Source organism: Nocardioides sp. LMS-CY (assembly GCF_018732145.1).
In the GTDB taxonomy this organism is placed as follows: Bacteria; Actinomycetota; Actinomycetes; order Propionibacteriales; family Nocardioidaceae; genus Nocardioides; species Nocardioides soli.
Window position 1 is genome coordinate 4,623,254 of record NZ_CP076104.1, and the last position, 24,584, is coordinate 4,647,837.

A 24,584-nucleotide genomic window follows, 5' to 3' on the forward strand; every position below is an offset into this window, starting at 1 on the left:
AGCGACGGTCTCGCGACCACCGTGGGGGCAGCTGAGGAGGTTGCGCGGCGACCGGCTCGAAACCACCCCGGGTCAGCCGAGGCCGAGCTGCTGCGCGGACTCCTCCCGCATCTGCACCTTGCGGATCTTGCCGGTCACCGTCATCGGGAACTCCTCGACGAGCAGCACGTAGCGCGGGATCTTGTAGTGGGCGAGCTTGCCGGTGGCGTAGGCGCGGACGGCGGCGGCGTCGAGCGGGGCGGCGCCGTCCTTGAGCTTGATCCAGGCGCAGAGCTCCTCGCCGTACTTCTCGTCGGGGACGCCGATCACCTGGACGTCCTCGACGTCGGGGTGCTGGTAGAGGAACTCCTCGATCTCGCGCGGGTAGACGTTCTCGCCGCCGCGGATGACCATGTCCTTGATCCGGCCGACGATGTTGCAGTAGCCGTCGTCGCGCATCACCGCCAGGTCGCCGGTGTGCATCCAGCCGTCGGCGTCGATCGCCTGATGGGTCCTCTCCTCGTCCTGCCAGTAGCCCAGCATCACGGAGTAGCCGCGGGTGCACAGCTCGCCCGGCTCGCCGCGCTCGAGGGTCGCACCGGAGACCGGGTCCACGACCTTGATCTCGACGTGCGGGTGGACCCGGCCGATGGTGGCGGTACGCCGCTCGAGGTCGTCGTCGACGCGGGTCTGGCAGGACACGGGGCTGGTCTCGGTCATGCCGTAGGCGATCGACACCTCCGCCATGTGCATCTCCTCGACGCAGCGCTTCATCACCTCGACCGGGCAGATCGATCCGGCCATGATGCCCGTGCGCAGCGACGAGAGGTCGTGGTCGGCGAACGTGGGGTGGTTCTGCATCGCGATGAACATCGTCGGCACGCCGTACACGCCGGTGCAGCGCTCGGCCGCGATCGTGCGCAGCGTGATCTGCGGGTCGAAGCCGGGCGCCGGGATCACCATCGTCGCGCCGTGGCTGGTGCAGCCGAGGTTGCCCATCACCATGCCGAAGCAGTGGTAGAAGGGCACCGGGATGCACAGCCGGTCCTGCTCGGTGAAGCTGATCAGCTCGGTGGTGACGTAGCCGTTGTTGAGGATGTTGCGGTGGCTGAGCGTCGCACCCTTGGGATACCCGGTGGTGCCCGACGTGTACTGGATGTTGATCGGGTCGTCGGGCGCGGTCGCGGCCAGCCGCTCGGCCACGACGCCCTCGGGCAGCACCCGGCCGGACTCGACCAGCTGCGCCCAGTCGTCGGTGTCGAGATAGACGACCCGCTGCAGGGTCGGGGTCTGGTCGGCGGTCTCCTCGACCATCGCGCGGTAGTCGCTGGTCTTGAAGCTCGACGCCGCGACCAGCATCCGCAACCCGGACTGGTTGACGGCGTACGAGAACTCGTGGGTGCGGTACGCCGGGTTGACGTTGACCAGGATCACGCCGAGCTTGGCCGTGGCGTACTGCACGATCGTCCACTCGGCGCAGTTGGGCGCCCACACGCCGAGCCGGTCGCCCTTCTCGAGCCCGGCCGCGACCAGGCCGCGGGCGACGTCGTCGACGTCGCGGTCCAGCTCCGACCAGGTCCAGCGCCGACCGCTCGCGACCTCGACCAGGGCCTCGCCGGCGGGATGGGCGGCGACGGTGCGCTCGAAGTTGGCGCCGATGGTCTCCTCGAGCAGCGGCGGGTGGGGGTCTCCGGCGGCGTAGGACTCCATGACGCGAACCTACGCCGGGCGACGTTGGCTCGGCGTTGCCTGCGGGCCGCGGGTCGTCAGGATCGCTTCTCGGCCAGACCGACCAGGGCCTCGAGCGCCTTCGAGGTGTCGCCGGTGACCATCGGGCCGAGGTCGACGGCGCCGTTCCCCTCGACCGTCGTCCGGACCAGCACCTCGGAGCGCCCGTCGTCGACGGCGCTCACCTGGTGGTCGACGCGGACGACGAGGTCGCCGATGGTGAGCCGGTCGAGATAACGGGCCTGCGGCTCGACGATCTCGAGCATGAACGACGCCTCGACGCCGCCCGAGAGACAGATCGTGCCGGCGGCACCCTCGGCGAAGTGGCCCTCCAGCGCCACCCGCTCGACCGCCGGATCCCAGCGATGCCAACTGCCCACATCGCTCCAGAGCGCCCAGACCTCGGCCGGGCTCGCAGTCGTGGTGACGGAGTGCTCGTACTCGAAGGTCATGACAAGTCAATGTAGAACGTTTCGGGGCTCGCGGGGAGGGGCCGGCTCATCGGTCTCGGGCCACGCTCATCTCCCGGTCGCCGAAGCGGACCCGGTCGCCGTCGACGAGGGTCGCCGCCCGGCCGGACGGCAGCCCGCGCGGCACGCCCTGGCGGATCAGGATCGAGCCGGTGGTCGAGCCGCGGTCCATCACGACGAGGGCGCCGTCGGCGGCGACCTGGAGCTGGGCGTGGGTCTTGGAGAGCGACATGTCCTCCGACGGCAGCGGCACCAGGCGACCGACCTGCTCGCCGGCCCGCGGCTCGGGCCGGCGACCCACGAGCACGAGGCCCTCGACCACGACCGTCTCGCCGGAGTCGAAGCCGATCCGCCAGCGCGGCGGCATCGGCACCTCCGCCTCGGGTGCGGCCCGCCGCGGAGCCGGCGGCCCGACCGGCACCGGCACCAGGCGGAGCGCGGTGAGGTTGACGACGTGCTCGGGCCCGGCCTCGACCCGCGGTGGTTCCGGTGGCTCGGGCCGGACGTCGACGACGACCGAGCCGACCAGGCGGTCGTGCCAGCCGCGCCGTCGCCCGGAGGGGTCCGTCGCCGCCGTCGCGGCGAGCGTGGCGACCCCGAACCCGAGGGTCGGGAGCGCCGCGAGGCCCAGCACCAGCTGGCGGAGCAGGGCGGCAGGTACGCCGATCGGCGTACCGCTGCCCTCGGCGACCACCCGGGTCGCGGCGAGCGCGTTGCCCGGGGTGGACCCGGTCCGGCCGAGGACCACGGCCAGGACGCCGCCGACCAGCAGCGCCACGGCCAGGGCCGCGACCACCGCGAGCCGGACGCGGTCGGGTCCGAGCGCGCGCACGAGGAGGACGGCCGCCGCGGCGGCGACCGCCCACGCGAGCCCGCGGTCGACCGCGAACGCGTAGAGCCGGCGGTCGAGATCGGCCGCGGGCGACCCGGTCATGTCCCGACGACCCGGATGCTGACCCCGTCGCCCAGATCGACGAGCGCTCCGGGGACGAGCTGGACGGTGACGCCCGGACGCAGGTCCTCCGGCGGGAGGCCGGGCTGGACGACCACGGTGCCGTTGGTGGAGCCGAGGTCGGTGGCCACCGCCGCGCCGTGGTCGGCCCCGGAGCCGGGGCGGATCTCGAGGTGGGTGGCGGAGACCTCCTGGTGCGGACTGACGACCGAGACCAGCCGCGGCGCGTCGTCGGTCGTCGACCGGGCCGGCTCGGGTGCCCGGCCGATCAGCACCGCGCGGTCGACGTCGACGGTCTCGCCGTCGGGCAGCACCAGTCGGGCCACCGGGCGGGCGGTCACCGGCGGTGCGGGCGGCTGGCCGGGGATGCCCGGCCCGGTCGGCCGGAGCAGCTCGACGGGGTCGGCGACGGGGTGCCGGGTCAGCCCGTCGTGGTCGTCCCCGACCACCGCCACCGGCTGCGTCGCGAGCGGCGGCTCCGGCTGCGCCGGCGGGTGCTCGGCGCCGGCGATCCGGACCAGGCCCGTGTCGATCAGCCCGCCGTCGACCGGCTCGGCCGCGGCGTCCGGCGCCGGGCCGACCTCGATCCGGATCCGGGCCACGCCCGGCACCCGGCGCTCGACCCAGGTGAGCCCGGGCTCGCCCTCGACGTGGACGACCTCGTCGCCGCTGGCCAGGTGGGCGCGGACGGCGCCGCGGACCAGCACCCGGGTCGCGCCGTCGTCCTCGCCGATCAGCACGAAGCCGGACAGCGCGCGCAGCCCGCCGGAGACCAGCGCGTCGAGCGTCTCGTCGAAGCCCGCCCCCGCGTCGACCAGCTCCCAGAGCGCGGCCGCCCGGGTCCGCTCGGCCGGCGGCAGCGCGACGATCGCACGCGGGCCGAAGACCCCGAACCAGTCGCCCCGGACGAACGACCAGGTCATCGCGTCGACGCCGCTCACCGGCTCGGCCCCTGCGGCCGGCCCGGTAGCGTGGGAGGGATGTCCACGACGGCGTACCGCACCCTCGCCGACCAGCTCCGCGGCTGGCCGGACGAGCGGCTCTCCCGTCTGCTCCACGAACGACCCGATCTCGCCACTCCCGCCCCTCACGACTCCGGCCAGCTCGCGTCTCGTGCGGCCACCCGGTCCTCCGTCCTGCGCGCGCTCGACCAGCTGAACCGGTTCGAGCTCTGTGTGCTTGATGCCCTCGTCGTCCTGGGTCAAACCAGCGTCGAGGAGCTGGTGGACGCCGTGGCGGCGGCGCCGGAGGACGTGCGGACGGCGAGCGCCCGGCTGGTCGATCTGGCGCTGGCCTGGGAGAGTCCGCAGGGCCTGCGCGCGCTCAGCACCGTGGCGGAGGCGCTGACGCCGGGCTCCCCCGGGGTAAGCGGGCTCCGGCCGGTCTCCACCGACCCGCTTCCGGCCGCCGAGATCGAGCGCCGTCTGGACCGGCTCTCGCCCCAGGCCCGACAGCTCCTGGAACACGTCCTCGACTCGGGCGGCACCGCCACCTCCGGCAACGCGCGCCAGACCGTGCTGCCCGAGGAGGCGGCCAACCCCGCCGAGGAGCTGCTCGCCCACCGCCTGCTGGTCCCCCGCAGCGGCGGCTCCGTCGTGCTGCCCGGCGAGGTCGGCCGCGCGCTGCGCGGCGGCCGCACCACGACGTACGACGTCGGCGAGCCGCCCGCGCTCGCGACCTCCGAGCGCGACCCGGCGCTGGTGGACCGGGCCGCCGCGGGCGCGGCGTTCGAGGCCGTGCGTCGCGTGGAGCTGCTGCTCGACCAGTGGGGCTCGCACCCGCCGGCGGCGCTGCGCAGCGGCGGGCTGGGCGTGCGCGACCTGCGCGCGCTGGCGACGGACCTGCACGTCGATGAGCCCGCGGCGGCGTTGCTCGTCGAGGTCGCGCAGGCGGCCGGGCTGCTCTCGACCGCCGCCGGGCCGAACGGCGACCCGCGGTGGATCCCGACCGACGCGTTCGACACCTGGACGGCCAAGCCGACCGCCGAGCGCTGGCTCGCGCTGGTCGTCGCCTGGCTCGAGAGCCCGCGGCTGCCGGGGCTGGTCGGCTCCCGCGACACCGCGGGCAAGGTGTGGAACGCCCTGGCCCCCGAGCTCGCCGGCATCCACCAGGCCGAGACCCGAGGGCTGACGCTCGACGTGCTGGCGGAGCTGCCGCCCGGCACCGTGCTGGCGTCCGGCACCGGCGTGCCGTCGCTCGTGCAGCGGGTGGAGTGGCGGCGCCCTCGGCGTCCCCGCACCCGCGCCGACCAGGTGGTGTGGGCGGTCGACGAGGCGACCGCGCTCGGCCTCGCGGCCCTGGGCGGGCTCGCGTCGTACGCCCGTCCGCTGCTCGCCGGCGACCGGTCCGAGGCCACCGCCGCCCTCGCCGGGCTGCTGCCCGATCCGGTCGACCACGTGCTGCTCCAGGCCGACCTGACCGCGGTCGCGCCCGGACCGCTCGAGTCGCAGCTGGCACGGAGGCTGCAGCTGGTCGCCGACGTGGAGTCGCGCGGCGGCGCCACCGTCTACCGCTTCACACCGGGGTCGGTACGCCGCGCGCTCGACACCGGCTGGACGGCCGTCGAGGTGCACGAGTTCGTCGCGTCGGTGTCGCGGACGCCGGTCCCCCAGCCGCTGACCTACCTCGTCGACGACACCGCCCGCACGTTCGGCACGGTGCGGGTGGGGCACGCCGAGGCGTTCCTGCGGACCGACGACGAGGCCGCGCTGACCGAGCTGCTGCACCACCCGAAGGCCGCCTCCCTCGGGCTGCGCCGACTGGCGCCGACCGTGGTGGTCAGCGACACCCCGATCGACGTGCTGCTGCCGCGCCTGCGCGACCTCGGGATCGCACCCGTCGTCGAGTCGCCCGACGGCACCGTGCACGTCGCGCGCCCCGACCTGCTCCGGGCCCGGACCCCGAAGGAGTACCGCGGCCGGGCGCAGCGCGCCGTCCGCGAGTCCGCGCACGCGGGCCAGGTCGTGAGCGCGATCCGCGCGGGCGACCGCGCCGAGTCGACCCGACCGGCCGCACCGGCCGACCGGCTCTCGCCGAGCGGCTCGATGGCGGCGCTGCGGGAGGCGATCGAGACCCGGGCGGCGGTGGTGATCGGGTACGTCGACAACCAGGGCGCGAGCACCGACCGTCTCATCGAGCCGGAGTCGCTCGACGGCGGGACGCTCACGGCGTACGACCACCGCAGCGACGACATCCGCACCTTCGCCGTACACCGGATCACGACGGTCCGGGAGGTGCCCCGCAGCGCCGTATGATTGAAACGTGGACTTCATCCGGTACGCCGAGGCCGCGGCCTCGCTGCTCAACGCCGACCTGTCGGAGGTCGGCGGCCTGACGGCGTGCCTCCACGACCGGCCGCGGCTCCAGGAGCGCGCGACCGACCGCGACTGCATACTGCTGCGCCGCCTCCAGCGCGAGCTGCGGCCCGTCTTCGACGCGGGCACCGCCGGCGACGTCGCCGGGGTCACCGACGGACTGAACGCGCTGCTCGCCCGGCACCCCATCACCCCGCAGCTCTCCGACCACGACGGCCAGGGCCTGCACCTGCACGTCGCGACCGGGGTCGGCGTCGCCGAGCAGCTCGTCGGCGAGTCGATCCTCGGCCTCGCCATGCTCGTGTGCGACCTCGGGGCGGACCGGCTCGGGGTCTGCTCGTCGGCGCCGTGCACCAACGTCTTCGTGGACGCCTCGCCCAACCGGTCGCGGCGCTACTGCTCCGACCGGTGCTCGTCGCGGGCCAACGTCGCGGCGTACCGCGCCCGCCGGCGGGCCGTCGCGCAGACCTAGCCGTCCGACGTAGCGTCGGTCCATGAGAGGACGGATCACGCACGACACCAACCCGGACCGCGACGCCCGCAAGGACTACTGGGGCGTGGTCCTGGACTCCCCGGCGCCCGGGGCACTGGCCCGGTTCTACGCAACCCTGCTGGAGTGGGAGGTCGCCGACGACGCCCCCGACTGGGTGACACTGCGGGCACCCGACGGCGTGGCGTACCTCGGGTTCCACCTCAGCGAGCAGCACGTCCGGCCGACCTGGCCCTCGACGGCGGAACGGCCGCAACAGCAGCTGCACCTGGACTTCGAGGTGCAGGATCTCGCGTCCGCCTACCAGCATGCGGTCGAGCTCGGGGCGACGCCGGCCGAGTTCCAGCCCCAGGACAACGTGCGGGTGATGCTCGACCCCGACGGCCACCCGTTCTGCCTGTACAGCTGAATCCTTCGCCGGTTCCGTAGGATCTCCTGAGTGCACGATGGTCCCCTGATCGTCCAGTCCGACAAGACGCTCCTCCTCGAGGTCGACCACGAGCTGGCCGACGACTGCCGCAAGGCGATCGCGCCGTTCGCGGAGCTCGAGCGGTCGCCCGAGCACGTGCACACCTACCGGCTCACGCCGCTCGGCCTCTGGAACGCCCGCGCCGCCGGCCACGACGCCGAGCAGGTCGTCGACACCCTGCTGACCTACAGCCGGTACGCCGTCCCGCACGCGCTGCTCGTCGACGTCGCCGAGACGATGGCCCGCTACGGGCGGCTGCGCCTGGAGAAGCACCCCACCCACGGGCTGGTGCTGTCGTCGACCGACCGACCGGTGCTCGAGGAGGTGCTGCGCGCCAAGAAGATCGCGGGCATGCTCGGCGCCCGCATCGACGACGACAGCGTGGTCGTGCACGGCTCCGAGCGCGGCAACCTCAAGCAGGCACTGCTCAAGCTGGGCTGGCCGGCCGAGGACTTCGCGGGCTACGTCGACGGCGAGGCGCACCCGATCGCCCTCTCGGAGGTCGACTGGTCGCTGCGCACCTACCAGCGCGAGGCGGCGGAGTCCTTCTGGCACGGCGGCTCCGGCGTGGTCGTGCTCCCCTGCGGCGCCGGCAAGACCCTGGTCGGCGCTGCGGCGATGGCCGAGGCACAGGCGACCACGCTGATCCTGGTCACCAACACGGTCTCCGCGCGGCAGTGGAAGGACGAGTTGGTGCGGCGTACCTCGCTCACGGAGGACGAGATCGGCGAGTACTCCGGCGCGGTCAAGGAGATCCGGCCGGTCACCATCGCGACGTACCAGGTGCTGACGACCAAGCGGAAGGGCGTCTACCCGCACCTCGAGCTGCTCGACGCGCGCGACTGGGGCCTGATCGTGTACGACGAGGTGCACCTGCTGCCTGCGCCGATCTTCCGGATGACCGCCGACCTGCAGGCGCGGCGCCGGCTCGGCCTGACCGCGACGCTGGTGCGCGAGGACGGCCGCGAGGGCGACGTGTTCTCGCTGATCGGGCCGAAGCGGTACGACGCCCCGTGGAAGGACATCGAGTCGCAGGGCTGGATCGCGCCGGCCGACTGCGTCGAGGTGCGGGTGACCCTGCCGACCAGCGAGCGCCTGGCCTACGCGACCGCCGAGCCCGAGGAGCGCTACCGGCTCGCGTCGTGCACGCACCACAAGATCTCGGTCGTGGAGTCACTGGTGCGCTCCCATCCGGGCCAGCCGACGCTGGTGATCGGGCAGTACATCGACCAGCTCGACGAGCTCGCCGCCGCCCTGGACGCCCCCGTGATCAAGGGCGAGACGACGGTTCGCGAGCGGCAGCGGCTCTTCGACGCCTTCCGGTCCGGCGAGGTCGGGCTGCTGGTGGTCTCCAAGGTCGCGAACTTCTCGATCGACCTGCCCTCCGCCGAGGTCGCGATCCAGGTCTCCGGCTCGTTCGGCTCGCGACAGGAGGAGGCCCAGCGCCTCGGCCGGCTGCTGCGCCCGAAGTCGGAGGGCAAGACCGCGCACTTCTACACGATCGTCTCCCGCGACACCGTCGACGCCGACTTCGCCGCGAACCGGCAGCGCTTCCTCGCCGAGCAGGGGTACGCGTACCGGATCGTCGATGCGGAGGACGTCGGGGCGTGATCGTCGCTCCGCGGGCGACCGGGGTCCTGAGATGCGCCGATACGCTGTGTCAGCCCCGCGCCAGCGGGGTTGATCCGCGAAACGGGGACAACGTCCGCCGAGCGTGGACATGCTCCCTGCGGACGCGGGGTCGATCGGTTCTTGTTTGCGCGATCACAAGTCTTGAACAGAAAAGGAGAGAACCCGCCACAGAACCTTGCCCGCGGACTCACGGTACGTGACGCTCGCCGGGTGACGTCAGCGGGATTCGATCTGGTGACCCGGCCCTGGATCCGGGCGCGGGCACTGGACGGCTCCGTCGCCGACCACGCGCTCGCCGACGTGCTCGGCACGGCGCCGGACCTCGCCGGGCTCGCCGGCGAGGTCCCGACCCAGGACGCTGCCATGCAGCGGCTGCTGCTGGCCGTGCTCCGTCGCAGCTATCCGGAGGTCCGCTCACCGCGGGAGTGGGCACGGCTCTGGGACGCCGGTCGCTTCGACATCGATCGCGTGCGGGACTACCTCAACGGCCATCGGGACCGGTTCGACCTGCTCCACCCGACCACGCCGTTCTACCAGGTGGCCGAGCTGCGCACGGCGAAGGGCGAGCTGACCGAGCTCGCACGGCTGATCCCCGACATCCCGGCCGGCCACCAGTACTTCACGACGCGAGCAGGTGACGAGCTGCGGTCGATGTCCTTCGCCGAGGCCGCCCGGTGGATCGTGCACTGCCAGGCGTACGACGCGAGCGGCATCAAGTCCGGCGCCGTCGGCGACGAGCGGGTGAAGAACGGCAAGGGCTACCCGATCGGCATCGCCTGGTGCGGGTGGCTCGGCCTGGTCGTCGCCGAGGGGCGCAGCCTCTTCGAGACGCTGATGCTCAACCTGCAGGGGATGCGCACGCTGCCTCCGGCCGAGGTCGACCTCCCGGTCTGGGAGCGACCACCACAGGGACCGGGCGTCGAGGTCGGCCACGAGCTCCCGGCCGGGCCGGCGGACCTGCTCACCTGGCAGAGCCGCCGGATCCGGCTCGGGCACGACGGCCAGCGCGCGACCGGCGTACTCATCGCGAACGGCGATCCCCTGCACGCGCGCGGCCTGGTCGAGACCGAGCCGATGACGAGCTGGCGCTTCAGCGAGGCGCAGACCAAGACCACCCAGAGCCCCACTCCGGTGTACATGCCGCGGACACACCGACCCGATCGGGCGGTGTGGCGCGGCCTCTCCGCGCTGCTCGCGCGGGACGACAGCGCGGCTCGCACGCGCGCCGGCGGCTGGCTCGAATGGCTCGCAGAGCTCCGGTCGGCGGGTCATCTGGCAGCCGACCACCCACTCCGGCTGCACACGATCGGCATGGAGTACGGCGTGCAGAGCGCCGTCATCGCCGACATCGCCGACGACGCGCTGAACCTCCGCCTGGCGGTGCTGACCGACGAGGACCTCACCGGCATCGCCGTGGCGGGCGTGGACGACGCCGACGCCGCCGTCCGGGCTCTGGGCCAGCTGGCGGCCGACCTCGTGCGCGCCTCCGGCGGCGGCCGGGAGCTGGCCGGCGTCAGCCGCGACGATGCGCGCGAGCAGGGCTACGCCGCTCTCGACCCGGACTTCCGCCGGTGGATCGCCGGACTGCGGGCCGACACCTCGCGGAACGACGCACGCACGGCCTGGCAGATCCGCGTCCGTCAGGTGGTCTCCACGCTGGGCCACGAGCTGTTGGACGGGGCCGCCCCGACAGCCTGGGCCGGTCGCACCGACGACAGCGGCCGACCGATCAACGGCGCGACCGCGGCCAGCTGGTTCCACATCGATGTCAAGAAGGCGCTGCCACTCGCCCACCCGTCCCTGGAAGGAGCTGTGTCATGACGACGCAGACCGCTGCGGTCGACGACCCGTTGGAGGAGTTCGTGCACGGCCAGGTGATGCGCCTGTGGCACGACTACTCAGCGGACCGGGCCGACGCCGTCGCCACCCTGGCTCGGCTCCGGCGGACATTCCCGCATGGTGGCGAGGTGGCGCCCGAGTCCTTCGAGCTGTTCGAGCGCGGCTTCCCGACCGAACTGGCCGGCCGCGGGGACGGGCCGTCACCCGCCGAACTGGCGGTCGCGGCGTCGCTGGCGCTCTACGCGTTCCACCAGCAGTCGCGTCGCTCCGCCGCCGCTCATCGGCGTGGCGGGCAGTATGCGGTCGGCCGAGCCGCGGGGGTGCTGCGCACGCGCACGAACCCGCAGGGGGTCGAGCGGCGGCTGCAGGTCATGATCCGGGCGACGTCCGTCGTACCGCTCCTCGAGCACCTTCGCAGCTTCGTCTCGTTGCTCCGGACGCACGACGTACCGCTGGACTACGCACGGCTCGCCCGCGACCTCGCGGCGGCGCACAGCCCCGCCGGACTGCGCGGTGTGCGGATGCGTTGGAGCCGTGACTTCTACCGACCTCGGTCCCCCGAGACCCAGCCGACACCAGGAGACCCCGCATGAGCACGTTCATCGACATCCACGTCCTGCAGACGGTCCCGTCGAGCAACATGAACCGCGACGACACCGGCCGGCCCAAGACCGCGATCTTCGGAGGCGTCCCGCGGGCCCGGGTGAGCTCGCAGGCGTGGAAGCGGGCGACCCGCAACGACTTCGGCTGCTACCTGTCGCCGGACGAGCGGGGCGTGCGCACCCGCCGGATCATCGAGGAGCTCGTGGAACGCATCCGCAAGCTCGACGACAGCCTCACCCAGGCCGGCGCCATCGCGCACGCGAAGGGCGTGATGACCGCCGCCGGCGTGAAGTTCAAGGCCGCCCGCACGAAGAAGGATGCGGCGGCCAGTCCGTTCGACCTCTCGGAGTACCTGCTGTTCGTCAGCAACCAGCAGCTGGACCGACTCGCCCGGCTCGCGGTCGATGCCGGCGACGACGGGGTGGACAAGGCCGCGGCCAAGACGGCCATCGACAGCGACCATGGCATCGAGGTCGCGCTCTTCGGACGCATGGTCGCCGACGACACGTCGTTGAACGTCGACGCCTCGGTGCAGGTGGCCCACGCGATCAGCACCCACGTCGTCGAGCCGGAGTACGACTACTACACCGCCGTCGACGACAAGACCAGCAAGGACGACGAGGACGCCGGCGCCGGGATGATCGGCGTGATCGAGTTCAACTCCAGCACCCTCTACCGCTACGCCACCATCGATCTCACCCAGCTGATGGAGAACCTCGGCGACGCCCAGGTCGCCGGCCGCGCCGTCGAGGCGTTCGCGAGGTCGTTCGTCGTCAGCCTGCCGACCGGCAAGCAGAACAGCTTCGCGCACAGCACCCTCCCCGACGCGGTCGTCGCCCAGGTGCGGGACCGTCGTCCGGTCAACCTCGTCGGGGCGTTCGAACTGCCGATCAGGCCCGACGACACGGCCGCGATCTCGACGCTGTCCGCGCGCGCACTGGCTCGACGAGCGGGCGAGGTCGAGCAGCTCGCCGGCACCCCGGTCGCCGGCTTCGTCGTCGCCGGCACGACCGACGCCGGCAACGCGCTCACCGGCGTGGGCGAGCCCGTCGACCTCGAGACGCTCGGCGCCAGGCTGCGCGACCACGCCGTCGAGGCGCTCGGGGGTTCCTCGTGACCGCGCTCCTGATCCGGCTGGACGGACCGCTGCAGGCGTGGGGCGACACCAGCCGGTTCGTGCGCCGGCACACCCGCCGCGAGCCGACGAAGAGCGGCGTGATCGGGCTGCTCGCGGCCGCGCAGGGCCGCCGACGCACCGACCCGATCGAGGACCTCGCCGCCCTGCGGTTCGGGGTCCGCGTCGACCAGCGCGGCCGGCTCGTGCGCGACTTCCAGACCGCGATCCGGCGTACCGGCCGCAAGCCGGCGCCGATGCCGCTCTCCTATCGCTACTACCTGGCCGACGCGGCGTTCGTCGCGGGCGTCGAGGGCGACGCCGTGCTCCTGCACGGCCTGGATCAAGCGCTCCGGACGCCGACCTTCCCGCTCTACCTCGGCCGACGTGCCTGCCCGCCCGCGGACGCCGAGGTGTCGCTGGGCCTGCGGGACACCACCCTCGACGAGGCGCTTCGCTCCGAGCCCTGGCTGGCCCGCCCGTGGTACCGCAGCCGGCAGGGCAGGACGGTCCACCTGGACCTGCTGGTCGATGCTCCGCCCGGCACTCCCGACGCGGAGACGACGCGCGATGTGCCGCTCAGCTTCGATCCGGTACGCCGGGAGTACGGCTGGCGCGACGTACTCCGCCTCGCCCCCGTCGAGATGGCGAACGACCTGGGTCGCGACGAGCCCGACTTCATGGCCGCCCTCGGAGGGGCCTGATGTACCTCACCCGGATGTTCCTCAACCCGGCTCGGCGCGGCACGCGGCAGTTGCTCTCGTCGCCGCAGCGCATGCACGCGGCGGTCCTGGGCTCCTTCCCGCCGGACTCCGAGGTCGAGACCGGCGGCGGACGCGTGCTGTGGCGGGTGGACGCGGACCCCCGGGCACACACGCTCCTCTACATCAGCAGCCCGGCGCGGCCCGACCTGACCGCCGTCGTCGAGCAGGCCGGCTGGCCCGTGTCGGAGTCGACCTGGCAGACCGCCACCCTGGATCGACTGCTCGACCGGCTGGCCGTCGGGCAGCAGTGGCGGTTCCGGCTGACGGCGAACCCCGTCCACAACGTGGCCATCCCCGGCCAGCGTGGCAAGCGCCTCGGTCACGTCACGGTCGACCAGCAGGAGCAGTGGCTGACCGATCGTTCGTCGGGCTGGGGATTCACTACGACCTCCGCCGACGTCACCTCGCGTCGGCGACTCAGCTTCGCACGGCGTACGGACGGCACCGAGCGCACCGTGACCGTCTCGGTCGCCACCTTCGATGGCGCTCTGGAGGTCACGGACGTTGACGCGCTGAAGCACTCGCTCGGCCATGGCCTCGGACGGGCCAAGGCCTACGGCTGCGGGTTGCTGACCCTGGCGCCGCCGTGAGGCCGATCTCAGGCGAGGATGCCCCCTGGCTTCCTGCTGGGATGCCCGGAGACCGGCCTCGCTCCCCGCACGCGCGGGGATGAACCCGTCGGCGCCGCGATCTGTCGTCGACCATGAAGTACTCCCCGCGGCTGCGGGGATGCGCCGGCCTGTTCACTCGTCATGAACGAGGCCGTCGGCCCAGGACCCGCGCGTTGACATGACAAGATTCACCCAACATGTTGGACTATGGACGTGCGCTCCTCGCGCCAGCGGGGATGAGCCGATATTCGGCGGACTCGACGATCGAGACGGCGAATGCTCCCTGCTGAGCGGGGATCGAGCAGGCCGGCCTAGGCGAAGAGGTCGTCGAGGTCGGTGTCGACGTCGACGATGTCGTTCTCGAGCCACGACGCATCGTCGGAGCCGCCGACAGGCAGGCAGCGCACGACGATCCCGGTTTGCACGTCGAGGGCGACGTCGTAGTGGTCGGGATAGGAACGTCCACGCCACTTCTCCGGAACCTCGTCCGGCCCCTCGAAGTCGGACATCAGCCCCGCCTCGCTGTAGAGCAGCTCGCAGCAGTTGCCGCCGCAGCGGGGCTGATAGCCGGGCAGCGCGCGCAGGTCGGCTCGCCAGACGGGACGCCCGGCGACCTCGTCGACGCGCAGGTTCGCCACGTCGACGTGGTCGCTCAGCTCGACCGGGTCGAGCATCGCCACCCAGCCGTAGTTGCCGTACATCGGGTCGTCGTAGTCCACCTGCCACGAGGGAGGTCGCTCGGCGACCAGCCCGTCCGGCCGCAGCACCGGCGCGGCGAGGTGCGGGAGCATCGGCTGCGGCGGCGCCGGCGGAACAGCCCCCGGCTCGGCGGAGACCGCCACCAGGTCGCCTCGCGTGTACGGCAGGCCGGACACGCGCTGCTCGCGACCATCGGCTTCGCGCACCAGCAGGTCACCGGGACGTCGTACCCATGCCTCACAGGCGCCCGGATAGCCGGGGCGGTGCACGAAGTGCAGCGTCGTCCATCGCCACGGCGAGCTGCGCGCGAGGGCAAGGAAGGAGTCGCGGTCCGGAGTCACCGGAGCAGGCTATGCGGCGTGCCAGTTGAGCTGGTGGTGGATGAGGTGGAGTCCGCTGTGGCCCAGGGGTACGACGCGGCTGGGGGTGGGTGCGCGTGGTGCTGCCGATCGGATGACGTGTCCGGTGGGCAGGGTGGTCTCGACGACGTGCTGATCGGGCGGGCCGGCCAGTGGTCTGGCGCGCCAGCCGGGGGCTTGTTTGGTGTGGTTGCACTGCTCGCACAGGCCTTGGCCGTTGACCGCGGAGGTGGGTCCGCCGTCGGCGTGGTCGGTGATGTGGTCGTGGTGGCGCACGGGGGCGTTGCACCAGGGGGTACGACAGGTCTGGTCGCGCAGGTCAAGGAACAGGCCGAGGGCCTTCGGGAACGCCCGGGCGCGGGTCTCCATCGCGACGAGGGTGCCGGTCTCGGGGGCCACGTAGAGCCGCCGCAGCGCCACCTGCGCCGTCTGTGCCTGGGCGGTGGCGGCGAGGTCGCGGGCGTGGTCGGCGGTCAGGGGGCCGTAGCCGGTCAGCCAGGCGGGCTCGTGTCCGCCGGCGAGGAGGGTGTGGTCGGAGACGGTCAGGTTGACCGTGACCGGGACCGCCTCCGCCGTGGCCTGTCCGGTGACGAGCTCGACGAGGGTGTCGGTCATCACCTGACCCCGGCTGCGGGAGTCGCCTTGGGCACGAGCCTGGTCGGCGGCCCGGGTCAGGGTGGCGTAGGCCGCGACACCCTGAGCGACCGGCAGCAGCACCGAAAGCCGGGCCATCGTGTCCGGCGCGGGCCGCAGGCTCACGTGCCGGTCGGCCTCCGCCTTCGCGCGGCGGTCGACCACCGCGGCCGGGTCCAGGCCGGCGACCAGCGCCCGGGTCTGCGCGACGAGTCGTCGGTCGCCCCACCCCTCGAACCGATAGGCGCCGTCGGGACCGGGGGCGGCGAGCTGCTCATCGACGATCGCCCGGTGTCCGGGTTGGAGGCAGGCGGTCTCGCGGGCGATCAGGATCGCCCGCCACTCCGACACCACCCCGGCCGCCAGCGCGGCCTCCGTCGAGGGGAGCTCGGCCAGGGCGTGCGCGAACCCCAACAACCGCGTGCCCCGCGCGGGGGACTCCCGGCGGGCGTAGGCCACCAGACCGGGCACGTCCCGCCCCCGCCGTGCCGCCGGCACCCCCTGGTCGGCGTGCCGGGCCCTCACCCGCGCATCCAGCACCCGGGTCAACCGCGCCTGGACCGCGCAGGCCCTCGCCTTGGTGTCCTCGAGGGCGCGGATCGCGTCCACCAGCTCCGCCTCGCTCATCCCCGACACATCGGGCATCTCGGGTATCTCGGGCATCTCGGGCATCTCGGGCATCTCGGGCATGGCACCGGGGTCGACCGTGGGGTCGACCGTGGGGTCGAGGTGGGTGTCCGAGATCAGCGCCATACCTCATTGTATCGAACGACTGTTCGATCACACAAGGGGTTGGGCGGCGAGTTTCGCCCAGGTTCGTGGTGGTTTCGAGACAGGCGCTAGCGCGCCTTCCTCAACCACCGTGGGCGCGCCTTCCTCAACCACCGTGCCCCCGACGCGACCAGTTCCGAGGACGGTGGTTGAGGAGGTTGCGCTAGCAACCGTCTCGAAACCGCCACAAACGCGACCCAGTCCCGACCACAGGTCGGCGTCCTCCCGATAGGCGCCGAACGGGTCCGCGGGAGGACGCCGACACTCCCCCGACACCGGCGGGTGGTTTCGAGACAGGCGCTAGCGCGCCTTCCTCAACCACCGTGGGTGCGCCTTCCTCAACCACCGTGGGCGCGCCTTCCTCAACCACCGTGGGCGCGCCTTCCTCAACCACCGTGGGCGCGCCTTCCTCAACCACCGTGGGCGCGCCTTCCTCAACCACCGACGCCGGCCGCCTGCAGGGCTGCGTCGACCGCGAGCCTCGGGCTGGCGAGGACCGGGACGGGCGGGTCGTGGAGCAGGTCGACGGCGCCGGCCATGCTCGCCTGGGCCAGCACGACGACGTCGACCGGAGGCGGACCGGAGGCGGCCGAGCGCGCGGCGTCCGCGATCGCCGCCAGGTAGGCACTCGTGTCGCCCGCCTCGAACCGCGCCCAGGCCGCCGGCACGCACACCTCGGTGAGCACCGGGGTGACGCCGGCGCGGGCGGCCTCGTCGACGAGCAGCTCGCGGGTCGGGACCAGCGTCGACTCGACGGCGGCGACCACCGCGATCCGGGGGCCGAGGCCGACGGCATGGCGGGCCATCGGCCGGTCGACGCGGAGCACCGGGACGGGCAGGCCGGCCGCGCCCTCGGCGAGCGGACCCAGGGTCGAGCAGGTGCACACCACCACCGACGCCCCGGCGTCGGCCAGCCCGGCGAGTGCGGCCCGCACGCCCGACTCGACGTCTCGGGTGGGACCGTCGCGGCGGGCCCGCTCGAGCAGCGCGGGCTCGACCACGTGCACCGTCGTCGCGGCGGTGCCGACCAGCGCGTCGAAGGTGCCGACGTGCACCTCGGCGGTGTGCAGGAATCCAACCTTCGACATAGGGACATCCTGACCGGTCGCGGACCGCTAGCGTGACCGAGCATGAGCGACGACCAGGTCATGTTCACCCTCGACGAGTCCGAGCAGGTCACCCACTGGTACAACCTGGTGGCCGACCTCCCGACGCCGCCTCCCCCGCCGCTGCACCCGGGCACGCGCGAGCCGGTCGGGCCCGACGACCTCGCCCCGCTCTTCCCGATCGAGCTGATCATGCAGGAGGTCACGACCGAGCGGTACGTCGAGATCCCCGAGCCGGTCCGCGAGGTCTACCGCCAGTACCGGCCGAGCCCGCTCTTCCGCGCGCGCCGCTGGGAGCAGAAGCTCGGGACGCCGGCCCGGATCTACTACAAGTACGAGGGCGTCTCGCCCGCCGGCTCGCACAAGACCAACACCTCGGTGCCGCAGGTCTACTACAACTCCCTGAACGGCGTGACCCGGCTGACGACCGAGACCGGGGCCGGCCAGTGGGGTACGGCGCTGTCCTACGCGTGCTCGCTCTTCGGGATGGAGTGCGAGGTGTGGCAGGTCGGGGCGTCGTACGACACCAAGCCCCAGCGCCGCACGCTGATCGAGGTCTTCGGCGGCACGGTGCACCGCTCCCCGAGCCGGATGACGGACTCGGGCAAGGCGTTCCCGGAGAACCACCCGGGCTCGCTGGGCATCGCGATCTCCGAGGCCGTCGAGCTGGCGGCCCAGGACGAGAACACCAAGTACGCCCTGGGCTCCGTGCTCAACCACGTGCTGCTGCACCAGACGGTGATCGGCGAGGAGGCGCTGCGCCAGCTGGCCAAGGCCGGCGAGAGCGGCGCCGACGTGGTGATCGGCTGCGCGGGCGGCGGCTCCAACTTCGCGGGCCTCTCCTTCCCCTTCCTGCGCGAGAAGCTCGCGGGCACCCAGAGCCCGCGGATCCTCGCCGTCGAGCCGACCTCGTGCCCGACGCTGACCCGTGGCGAGTACCGCTACGACTTCGGCGACACCGCTGGCCTGACGCCGCTGATGAAGATGTACACGCTCGGCCACGACTTCGTCCCGTCGCCGATCCACGCAGGCGGCCTGCGCTACCACGGCATGGCGCCGCTGGTCTCGCACGCCGTCCACGAGGGCCTGATCGAGGCGACCGCGCTGCACCAGTCGGAGTGCTTCGAGAGCGCGCTGGAGTTCGCCCGCACCCAGGGCATCGTGGCCGCGCCGGAGTCGTCGCACGCGCTGGCGCAGGCCCGGCGCGAGGCGCTCGCCGCCGCGGAGTCGGGCGAGGAGAAGGTCATCGTGATCGGCCTCTCCGGCCACGGGCTCCTCGAGCTCGGCGCCTACGACAGCTTCCTCTCCGGTCGCCTCGAGGACGACCCGCTCTCCCAGGAGGCGCTGGACGCCGCCCTGGCCGAGGTGCCGGTGGTCTGAGCTAGGGCGAGACGAGCCGGACGGTGCTGCGCACCGTCCGGCGCTCGGCCTGGAGCCGCAGCGTCAGCGCCTCGGGCGGCTCCGCCTCGCGGTCGGCCCGGGTCGGGATCGTGACGAGCAGCGTCCGCGCGCCGGGGGCGATCGAGTCGTACGTCGACGCGTGGGCGCGCCACAGCGGCCGCCTCGGGTTAACCGGCCCGACGTACTGGTCGGTCCAGCGCTTGGCGATGTCGCCCACCTGCACCCACGGGCCGGGGCCGCGCACGACCTTGCCGGTGACGGAGACGTCGTAGTCGACCCGGCGCGAGAGCCGGACCTGCCACTGCGCGGGCTCGCCCTCGGCGACCCGGGCCGAGACCCGCTCGATGGTGACCCGCGGCCGCGGGTCGTCGTCGACGATGGTGAGCTTGCCGGCGTAGCGGTCGGTGATCACGTTGCGGCTCCCCCACGCCACCACCTGGGTGACCAGCGTCGGGTAGTCGGCACGCGTGTCGGCGTCGTAGGCGACCGGGATGAAGCCGCCGGTCTGGCCCGGAGCCAGGTCGACGGTGAAGCGCTGCACGTCGCGCACCGACTGGCCCACGGTCGAGACGACCAGGCGGGCGGGCTCGGTGAGCGTGCCGTTGATCCGGAAGGGCACCCGCGCCACCGTGGCGCCACCCGCGCCCTCCTTGATCCGCACCGCGGCGACGTCGACGGTCGGCAGCCGCCGGGCGGGTACGGCGGACAGGCCGGCCGGTGCGGCCGCGAGGTCGGCCACCCACACCCGGCCGCGACCGCTGGCGCCGACCAGGTCGACGCGGGCGATCCGGGTCAGGTCGAGGCCCGCGCCGGCGGGGTCGACGACGACGGTCTGCGCCCACAGCTTGCGGATCTCGGAGGACGTGCCGAGGCCGGGCAGTGCGGGCCCACCGACGGGGTCGAGCACGGCGCTGGCGCCGGCGGCGTCGGTGAGCCGCACCCGCAGGCTCGCGCCGCTGCGGTTGTCGACGATCGTGCGGAGCTCGAGCCGGCGCTCGGAGAGGTCGAGCGGGCTGCGCAGCAGCAGGCCACCGGACTGCCCGGCCGCCGTCCACGCCATCTCGAAGAAGCTCCGGGCCGGCGCCGCCTCGCCCGGCTGCAGCCACATCGGCGCGGCGGCGACCATGCCGATGCCGGAGCCGCACGACGAGACCCGGTTGCCGGCGAGGGTGCCCTGGCAGAAGCGGGTGGTGGCGCCGTCGGGCAGCGCGAGCGCGGTCGAGCCGGCCGGGGTGCGCAGCACCCGGCCGCCGCCGATCGCGTGGCTGAGGGTCTGGGCCCGGCCCTGCGAGGTCACCCGGGCCCGCGATCCGTCGAAGAGCGGCAGCACCCGCTGGTCGTCCTTCGCGAAGAGGTGCACCGCGCCCGCGACGTACACCGTCGCGGCCGCGCGCTGCCCGGCGCCGCTGAGGCGCTGGGGGTCGCGGCGCCCACAGGTCTGGTCGGCCGCGCCGTACCAGTCGTCGTCGGAGGGTGCCTGCGCGGTCGCGGGGGTCCACTCGGTGTTGAAGTAGTTGTGGTTGGCGCCCATCATCAGCACGCTGCTGCGGAACGCCGTGTCGTCGCTGGCCAGGTCGCGGGCGACGTCGGTGAACCGCTGGCCCTGGAGGTCGCTCACGTCGCCGTCGCAGTAGGGCAGCAGGGTCACGGTCGGCACGTACGGCGCGGTCTGCGACGCGAAGTCCGTCGGCGCGATCAGCACCTGCCCGGCGATGCGGTAGGGGGCGCTCAGCGGGATCCGGATCGCGGCGCGGTTGACGCCCTCCCCACCCCGGCTGTGGCCGACCAGCACGACGCGCCCCAGATCGACCCGGCGGGCGGCCGCCAGTCCGGCCCAGTGGTCGAGGTGGGCCTGCACGATGCGGGCGCGCGCGTCGGCGCCGCCGTCGTCGAGCATGCCGTCCTGCGCGTTGATGCCGTTGACCCGCACCGACACCGTCGCGTAGCCCTGCGAGGCCAGCACCCGCTGGAGGTAGTCGTAGCCCAGCTGGCTCGGGATCTCGCGGAACGGCGCCCGGCACGGCCAGGTGTCCGACCACTGCTGCTCGTCGGACGGGTCGTAGCAGTAGCTGTGCCGGCCGTGCAGGAACAGCACCAGCGGCCGCGGCCCGGTGGCGGCCTCGGCCGACGGCTCGACCACGTGGCCGACCATCTCGATCGGCTCGGCCATGCCCCGCACGGCCACGGGCGCGAGCGTGTAGTCGCTGCTCGTCACGGCGTACGGACCCGGGGTCCCCGGGTCCGTGTCGAGGGTGCGGATGCCCGGCAGGGCGAGCGCGGGGTCGGGCTGGCCGGCGACCTGGCGGGGGCGCTGGGAGTCGCCCTCGTCGAGCCGGGCGCCGGACAGCACGACGTCGAGCCGGGCCGGGTCGGGTCGCATCGTCGCATCGACCCGAGCGCGCACGGTGCGGCCGTCGGCGGCGACCGTCGTGGTCCCGATCGCCCAGCCCTCCGGCCCGACGACGGTCGGGCGATCGGAGGTGACCGGCAGGCTGCCCGGTGAGGTCCACGTCACGACGTAGCGCCCCGGAGCGAGCTGGCGCACATCCCAGGCGCCGGTGCCGGCCCCGCCAGCCTCGGCGGCCGGCCGCGCCCCGTCGCGGGGCAGGGAGCCGGCACTGCCGGCGGTCACGACGGTGGCGGCGAGCGCGAGGGCGAGGGCGGCGACGGCCGCCTTGGTACGACGAGGCATGCGGCGAATCATGCCCGGCGCCGCCGACGGGCGCCCGAGAACCGTCGAGACACGCGATCACGGTCGGATCACAGGGGGCGAGCGGCCGGCCGGATCGTCCACCCAGTGGCGCCAGTTCGGCTCGGACGGGACACGCGCCTACGCTGGACAATCGTGAAGGCGCTCCTGCTCGAGAACATCCACCCGGTCGCCGTCGAGATCCTCGAAGGCCGCGGCTTCGAGGTCGAGCTGCGGAGCAGCTCCCTCTCCGAGGAGGATCTCATCAAGACCCTCCCGGGGGTCCACCTGCTCGGCATCCGCTCCAACACCCACCTGACCCCGGCCGTGCTCGAGGCCGCGTCCGACCTGGTCGCGGTCGGTTGCTTCTGCATCGGCACCAACCAGGTCGACCTGGCCGCGGCCGCCGAGCGCGGCATCGCGGTGTTCAACGCGCCCTACTCCAACACCCGCAGCGTCGTCGAGCTCGTGATCGGCGAGATCATCGTGCTGGCCCGCCGGCTCGCGGAGAAGACCGAGCGGATGCACGCCGGCGTCTGGGACAAGTCGGCCAAGGGCAGCCACGAGATCCGCGGCCGCACCCTCGGCATCGTCGGCTACGGCAACATCGGCACCCAGCTGTCCAACCTGGCCGAGTCGATGGGCCTGCGGGTGATCTTCTTCGACACCGCCGACCGGCTCGCGCACGGCAACGCCCGGCGGATGAGGACGCTCGACGACCTGCTCGCCGAGGCCGACGTCGTGAGCCTCCACGTCGACGGACGGCCGGGCAACGCGGGCATGTTCGGTGCCGAGCAGTTCGCGAAGATGAAGCCCCGCAGCCTGTTCATCAACGCCGCCCGCGGCATGGTCGTCGACGACGCCGCGCTGCGCGAGAACATCCTCTCGGGCCACATCGCCGGTGCGGCGCTCGACGTCTTCCCGGTCGAGCCGAAGGCCCAGGGCGACCCGTTCGAGTCGGTGCTGCGCGGCCTCGACAACGTGATCCTCACCCCGCACGTCGGCGGCTCCACGCAGGAGGCGCAGGAGGAGATCGGCTACTTCGTCGCGGGCAAGCTCGCGGGCTTCGCCCAGGAGGGCCGCACCGAGCTGTCGGTGAACCTCCCGGCGGTGCAGGCGCCGCAGCTGCAGGTCGGCCACCGGGTCGGCTACCTGCACGTGAACGTGCCGGGCGTGCTCGCCCACGTGAACCGGATCCTCGCCGAGGGCGGCGACAACATCAACGCGCAGTACCTCTCCACCCGCGGCGAGCAGGGCTACGTCGTCACCGACACCCTCGACCCGCTGCCCGCCGAGGCGCTCGCCAAGCTCGCGCAGTCGGAGCACACCATCTGGCTGCGCACCTGGGACGCCTGAGGCTCAGCGGCCCCACCAGGTGCGGTGGGGCGGCGGGGCCACCCGGGCGCCCTTCTTCGGCGGCTTCGGGGCGGCCAGCGGCCGGCACTCCTTGTCGGCGCCGTTGCCGGCCTTGCGCCGGGGCAGCGCCCCGCTCGCCAGCACGTCGGCGATCGCGTTGTCGGTGCACGCGACGCCCGACAGCGACACCGCGTGGGAGTAGCCGCCGACGCCGGCGACCAGCGACGCGCCCGGGAAGATCCGGCGGACCGCGAGCGCGCCGGCGTACGGCGTCGCCGCGTCGTGGGTCTCGCTGAGCAGCAGGATCGGCACGCCGTCGAGGCCGGCTCCGGTCACCTGCACGCGCTGGGTGCCCTTGACCGGCCAGGTGCGGCAGGGGGCGTTGAACCAGTTGTTGGCCCAGGTGAGGAACGGCGCCTTCCGGTGCAGGCGCTCGCTGTCCTTGCGCCAGGTCTGCCACGCCGTGGGCCAGATGGCGTCGGTGCACTCGGTGGCGAGGTACATCGCGTAGCCGTTGTCGGCGGCCTTCCCGGTCGGGTTGGAGCTGCGGTAGAGCGCCTTGATGCCGGCCGCCCGGCCCTTGTTGGCCAGCGCCGCGAACGCGTCGGCGACGTACGGGTAGTAGCCGTTGAAGTAGCCCGCGTTGAGCAGGGCGTCGTCGAGCTCGTCGGGCCCGACCTTGCCGCCGGCAGGCTTCCGGGCGAGCTGCTGGCGGAGCTGCCGGTAGCGCTTCTCGACCGCCGTGCGGCTGGCGCCGAGGTGGTAGGTCCTCGGGTACTTCGCGACCCAGGTCAGGAAGGCGTCGAAGGACTTCTGGAACGCCGGGTCCTGGTCGAGGTTCGACCGGTAGAAGACCCGGTCGGGGTCGACCACGCCGTCCATCACCAGCGCCTGCACGTGACCCGGGAAGAGCGTCGCGTAGACCTGCGCGAGGTAGGTGCCGTAGGAGAAGCCGAAGATCGTGACCTTCTCGAGCCCGATCGCCTGGCGCAGCAGGTCGAAGTCGGCCGCCGTGTCGGTGGTGCGGACATGGTCGAGCAGCCGGCGCGCCTTCGCCTTGCCGCAGTCCTGGGCGTACCGCTCGGTCCTCGTCCGCCACTGCTTCATCGTCTTCGCGGTGGCCGGCACGTAGTCGGGCCGGTCCCAGCCGAAGTACGAGCTGTCGCAGGTGAGGATCGGGTCGCTCGCGCCGGTGCCGCGCGGGTCGATGCCGTACCAGTCGTAGGTCAGGCCGACCTGGCGCGGCACGTACTGGCCGTACGACGCGACCCAGGTGCCGTCGCTGCCGGGGCCGCCGGGGTTGGTGAAGACCGCGCCGCGGTAGGGCTGCTTGGTGTGCCGCACCCGCGCGACCGCCAGCCCGATGGTCGGGCCGGCCGGGTCGGCGTGGTCGAGCGGGACCGTGAGCGTGCCGCACTCGGCCCCGGCCGAGCGCAGGCTCTTGTCCGCGCAGCGGCCCCAGGCGACCGGCTGCACCTGGAAGGCGGCCGGAGCGGCGGTCCCGCCCACCGCCGCCGGCACCGTCGCGGGCACGATCGTCGCCAGTGCTGCGGCCAGGGTCCCGGCGGCCGCGGCCGCCACCGTCTTCGAGCGCATGGGGTAGAT

The 24,584-nt window shown here is 73.2% G+C and carries 20 protein-coding genes; 11 read left to right on the top strand and 9 right to left on the bottom strand.

Annotation, left to right across the window (positions count from 1 at the left end; all coding sequences use genetic code 11):
* Positions 1-72: 72 nt before the first annotated feature.
* Genes KM427_RS21910 through KM427_RS21925 form a run of 4 tightly spaced genes read right to left on the bottom strand, consistent with a single transcriptional unit; the run spans position 73 to position 4,070 of the window.
* Positions 73-1,689 (bottom strand): AMP-binding protein, encoded by a 1,617-nt coding sequence (locus KM427_RS21910; protein WP_215525287.1) that lies wholly within the window; start codon positions 1,687-1,689, stop codon positions 73-75.
* 56 nt (positions 1,690-1,745) lie between these two features.
* Complete coding sequence (locus KM427_RS21915; RefSeq protein WP_183591904.1) at positions 1,746-2,159, bottom strand: SRPBCC family protein; 414 nt, start codon at positions 2,157-2,159, stop codon at positions 1,746-1,748.
* A 46-nt stretch (positions 2,160-2,205) separates the two neighbouring features.
* Positions 2,206-3,111, bottom strand: coding sequence for an RDD family protein (locus KM427_RS21920; protein ID WP_215525288.1), 906 nt, complete (start codon positions 3,109-3,111; stop codon positions 2,206-2,208).
* Positions 3,108-4,070, bottom strand: coding sequence for an FHA domain-containing protein (locus tag KM427_RS21925; protein WP_215525289.1), 963 nt, complete (start codon positions 4,068-4,070; stop codon positions 3,108-3,110). The genes KM427_RS21920 and KM427_RS21925 overlap by 4 nt, the downstream gene beginning before the upstream one ends.
* Positions 4,071-4,109: 39 nt before the next feature.
* Between KM427_RS21925 and KM427_RS21930 the strand changes: the two genes are divergently transcribed.
* The 9 genes from KM427_RS21930 (at position 4,110) to cas6e (ending at position 13,944) form a co-directional block, all read left to right on the top strand.
* On the top strand, positions 4,110-6,383 hold the full coding sequence (locus tag KM427_RS21930; RefSeq protein ID WP_215525290.1) for a helicase C-terminal domain-containing protein: 2,274 nt from the start codon (positions 4,110-4,112) through the stop codon (positions 6,381-6,383).
* 7 nt (positions 6,384-6,390) lie between these two features.
* Entirely contained in the window at positions 6,391-6,915 is a 525-nt protein-coding gene (locus KM427_RS21935; protein WP_215525291.1) for a CGNR zinc finger domain-containing protein, read from the top strand.
* Positions 6,916-6,937: 22 nt separating this feature from the next.
* Positions 6,938-7,342 carry a VOC family protein gene (locus KM427_RS21940; RefSeq protein WP_215525292.1) on the top strand — a complete coding sequence of 135 codons (405 nt, stop codon included), beginning with the start codon at positions 6,938-6,940 and terminating at the stop codon, positions 7,340-7,342.
* Between the two features lie 30 nt (positions 7,343-7,372).
* The gene (locus KM427_RS21945; RefSeq protein WP_215525293.1) at positions 7,373-9,013 is read left to right on the top strand and encodes a DNA repair helicase XPB; all 1,641 of its coding nucleotides are present in this window, start codon (positions 7,373-7,375) and stop codon (positions 9,011-9,013) included.
* A gap of 231 nt (positions 9,014-9,244) precedes the next feature.
* Positions 9,245-10,855 carry a type I-E CRISPR-associated protein Cse1/CasA gene (gene casA / locus KM427_RS21950; RefSeq protein ID WP_215525294.1) on the top strand — a complete coding sequence of 537 codons (1,611 nt, stop codon included), beginning with the start codon at positions 9,245-9,247 and terminating at the stop codon, positions 10,853-10,855.
* Entirely contained in the window at positions 10,852-11,466 is a 615-nt protein-coding gene (casB, locus tag KM427_RS21955; RefSeq protein ID WP_215525295.1) for a type I-E CRISPR-associated protein Cse2/CasB, read from the top strand. The genes casA and casB overlap by 4 nt, the downstream gene beginning before the upstream one ends.
* Positions 11,463-12,593, top strand: a complete 1,131-nt coding sequence (cas7e, locus tag KM427_RS21960; protein ID WP_215525296.1) for a type I-E CRISPR-associated protein Cas7/Cse4/CasC — start codon at positions 11,463-11,465, stop codon at positions 12,591-12,593. The genes casB and cas7e overlap by 4 nt, the downstream gene beginning before the upstream one ends.
* Complete coding sequence (gene cas5e / locus KM427_RS21965; RefSeq protein ID WP_215525297.1) at positions 12,590-13,294, top strand: type I-E CRISPR-associated protein Cas5/CasD; 705 nt, start codon at positions 12,590-12,592, stop codon at positions 13,292-13,294. Before cas7e ends, cas5e begins: the two co-directional genes overlap by 4 nt.
* Entirely contained in the window at positions 13,294-13,944 is a 651-nt protein-coding gene (gene cas6e / locus KM427_RS21970; protein ID WP_183591915.1) for a type I-E CRISPR-associated protein Cas6/Cse3/CasE, read from the top strand. The genes cas5e and cas6e overlap by 1 nt, the downstream gene beginning before the upstream one ends.
* Before the next feature lie 332 nt (positions 13,945-14,276).
* On the opposite strand, the gene KM427_RS21975 is transcribed toward cas6e, so the two are convergent.
* The 3 genes from KM427_RS21975 to KM427_RS21985 form a co-directional block, all read right to left on the bottom strand.
* On the bottom strand, positions 14,277-15,005 hold the full coding sequence (locus KM427_RS21975; protein ID WP_215525298.1) for a hypothetical protein: 729 nt from the start codon (positions 15,003-15,005) through the stop codon (positions 14,277-14,279).
* Positions 15,006-15,014: 9 nt separating this feature from the next.
* Positions 15,015-16,409, bottom strand: coding sequence for an HNH endonuclease (locus KM427_RS21980; protein WP_215525299.1), 1,395 nt, complete (start codon positions 16,407-16,409; stop codon positions 15,015-15,017).
* Between the two features lie 452 nt (positions 16,410-16,861).
* Positions 16,862-17,515, bottom strand: a complete 654-nt coding sequence (locus KM427_RS21985) for an aspartate/glutamate racemase family protein (protein ID WP_215525300.1) — start codon at positions 17,513-17,515, stop codon at positions 16,862-16,864.
* A gap of 42 nt (positions 17,516-17,557) precedes the next feature.
* Here KM427_RS21985 and KM427_RS21990 point away from each other — a divergent pair, with 42 nt between their 5' ends.
* Positions 17,558-18,913 carry a TrpB-like pyridoxal phosphate-dependent enzyme gene (locus tag KM427_RS21990; protein WP_215525301.1) on the top strand — a complete coding sequence of 452 codons (1,356 nt, stop codon included), beginning with the start codon at positions 17,558-17,560 and terminating at the stop codon, positions 18,911-18,913.
* 1 nt (position 18,914) lies between these two features.
* Here the strand turns inward: KM427_RS21990 and KM427_RS21995 are convergent, their stop codons facing one another.
* Positions 18,915-21,626, bottom strand: a complete 2,712-nt coding sequence (locus KM427_RS21995; RefSeq protein WP_215525302.1) for an alpha/beta hydrolase — start codon at positions 21,624-21,626, stop codon at positions 18,915-18,917.
* A 153-nt stretch (positions 21,627-21,779) separates the two neighbouring features.
* Here KM427_RS21995 and serA point away from each other — a divergent pair, with 153 nt between their 5' ends.
* A complete protein-coding gene (serA, locus tag KM427_RS22000) occupies positions 21,780-22,979 on the top strand; it encodes a phosphoglycerate dehydrogenase (protein ID WP_215525303.1) in 1,200 nt (399 codons plus the stop codon).
* A 3-nt stretch (positions 22,980-22,982) separates the two neighbouring features.
* On the opposite strand, the gene KM427_RS22005 is transcribed toward serA, so the two are convergent.
* On the bottom strand, positions 22,983-24,575 hold the full coding sequence (locus KM427_RS22005; RefSeq protein ID WP_215525304.1) for an alpha/beta fold hydrolase: 1,593 nt from the start codon (positions 24,573-24,575) through the stop codon (positions 22,983-22,985).
* Positions 24,576-24,584: the final 9 nt, after the last annotated feature.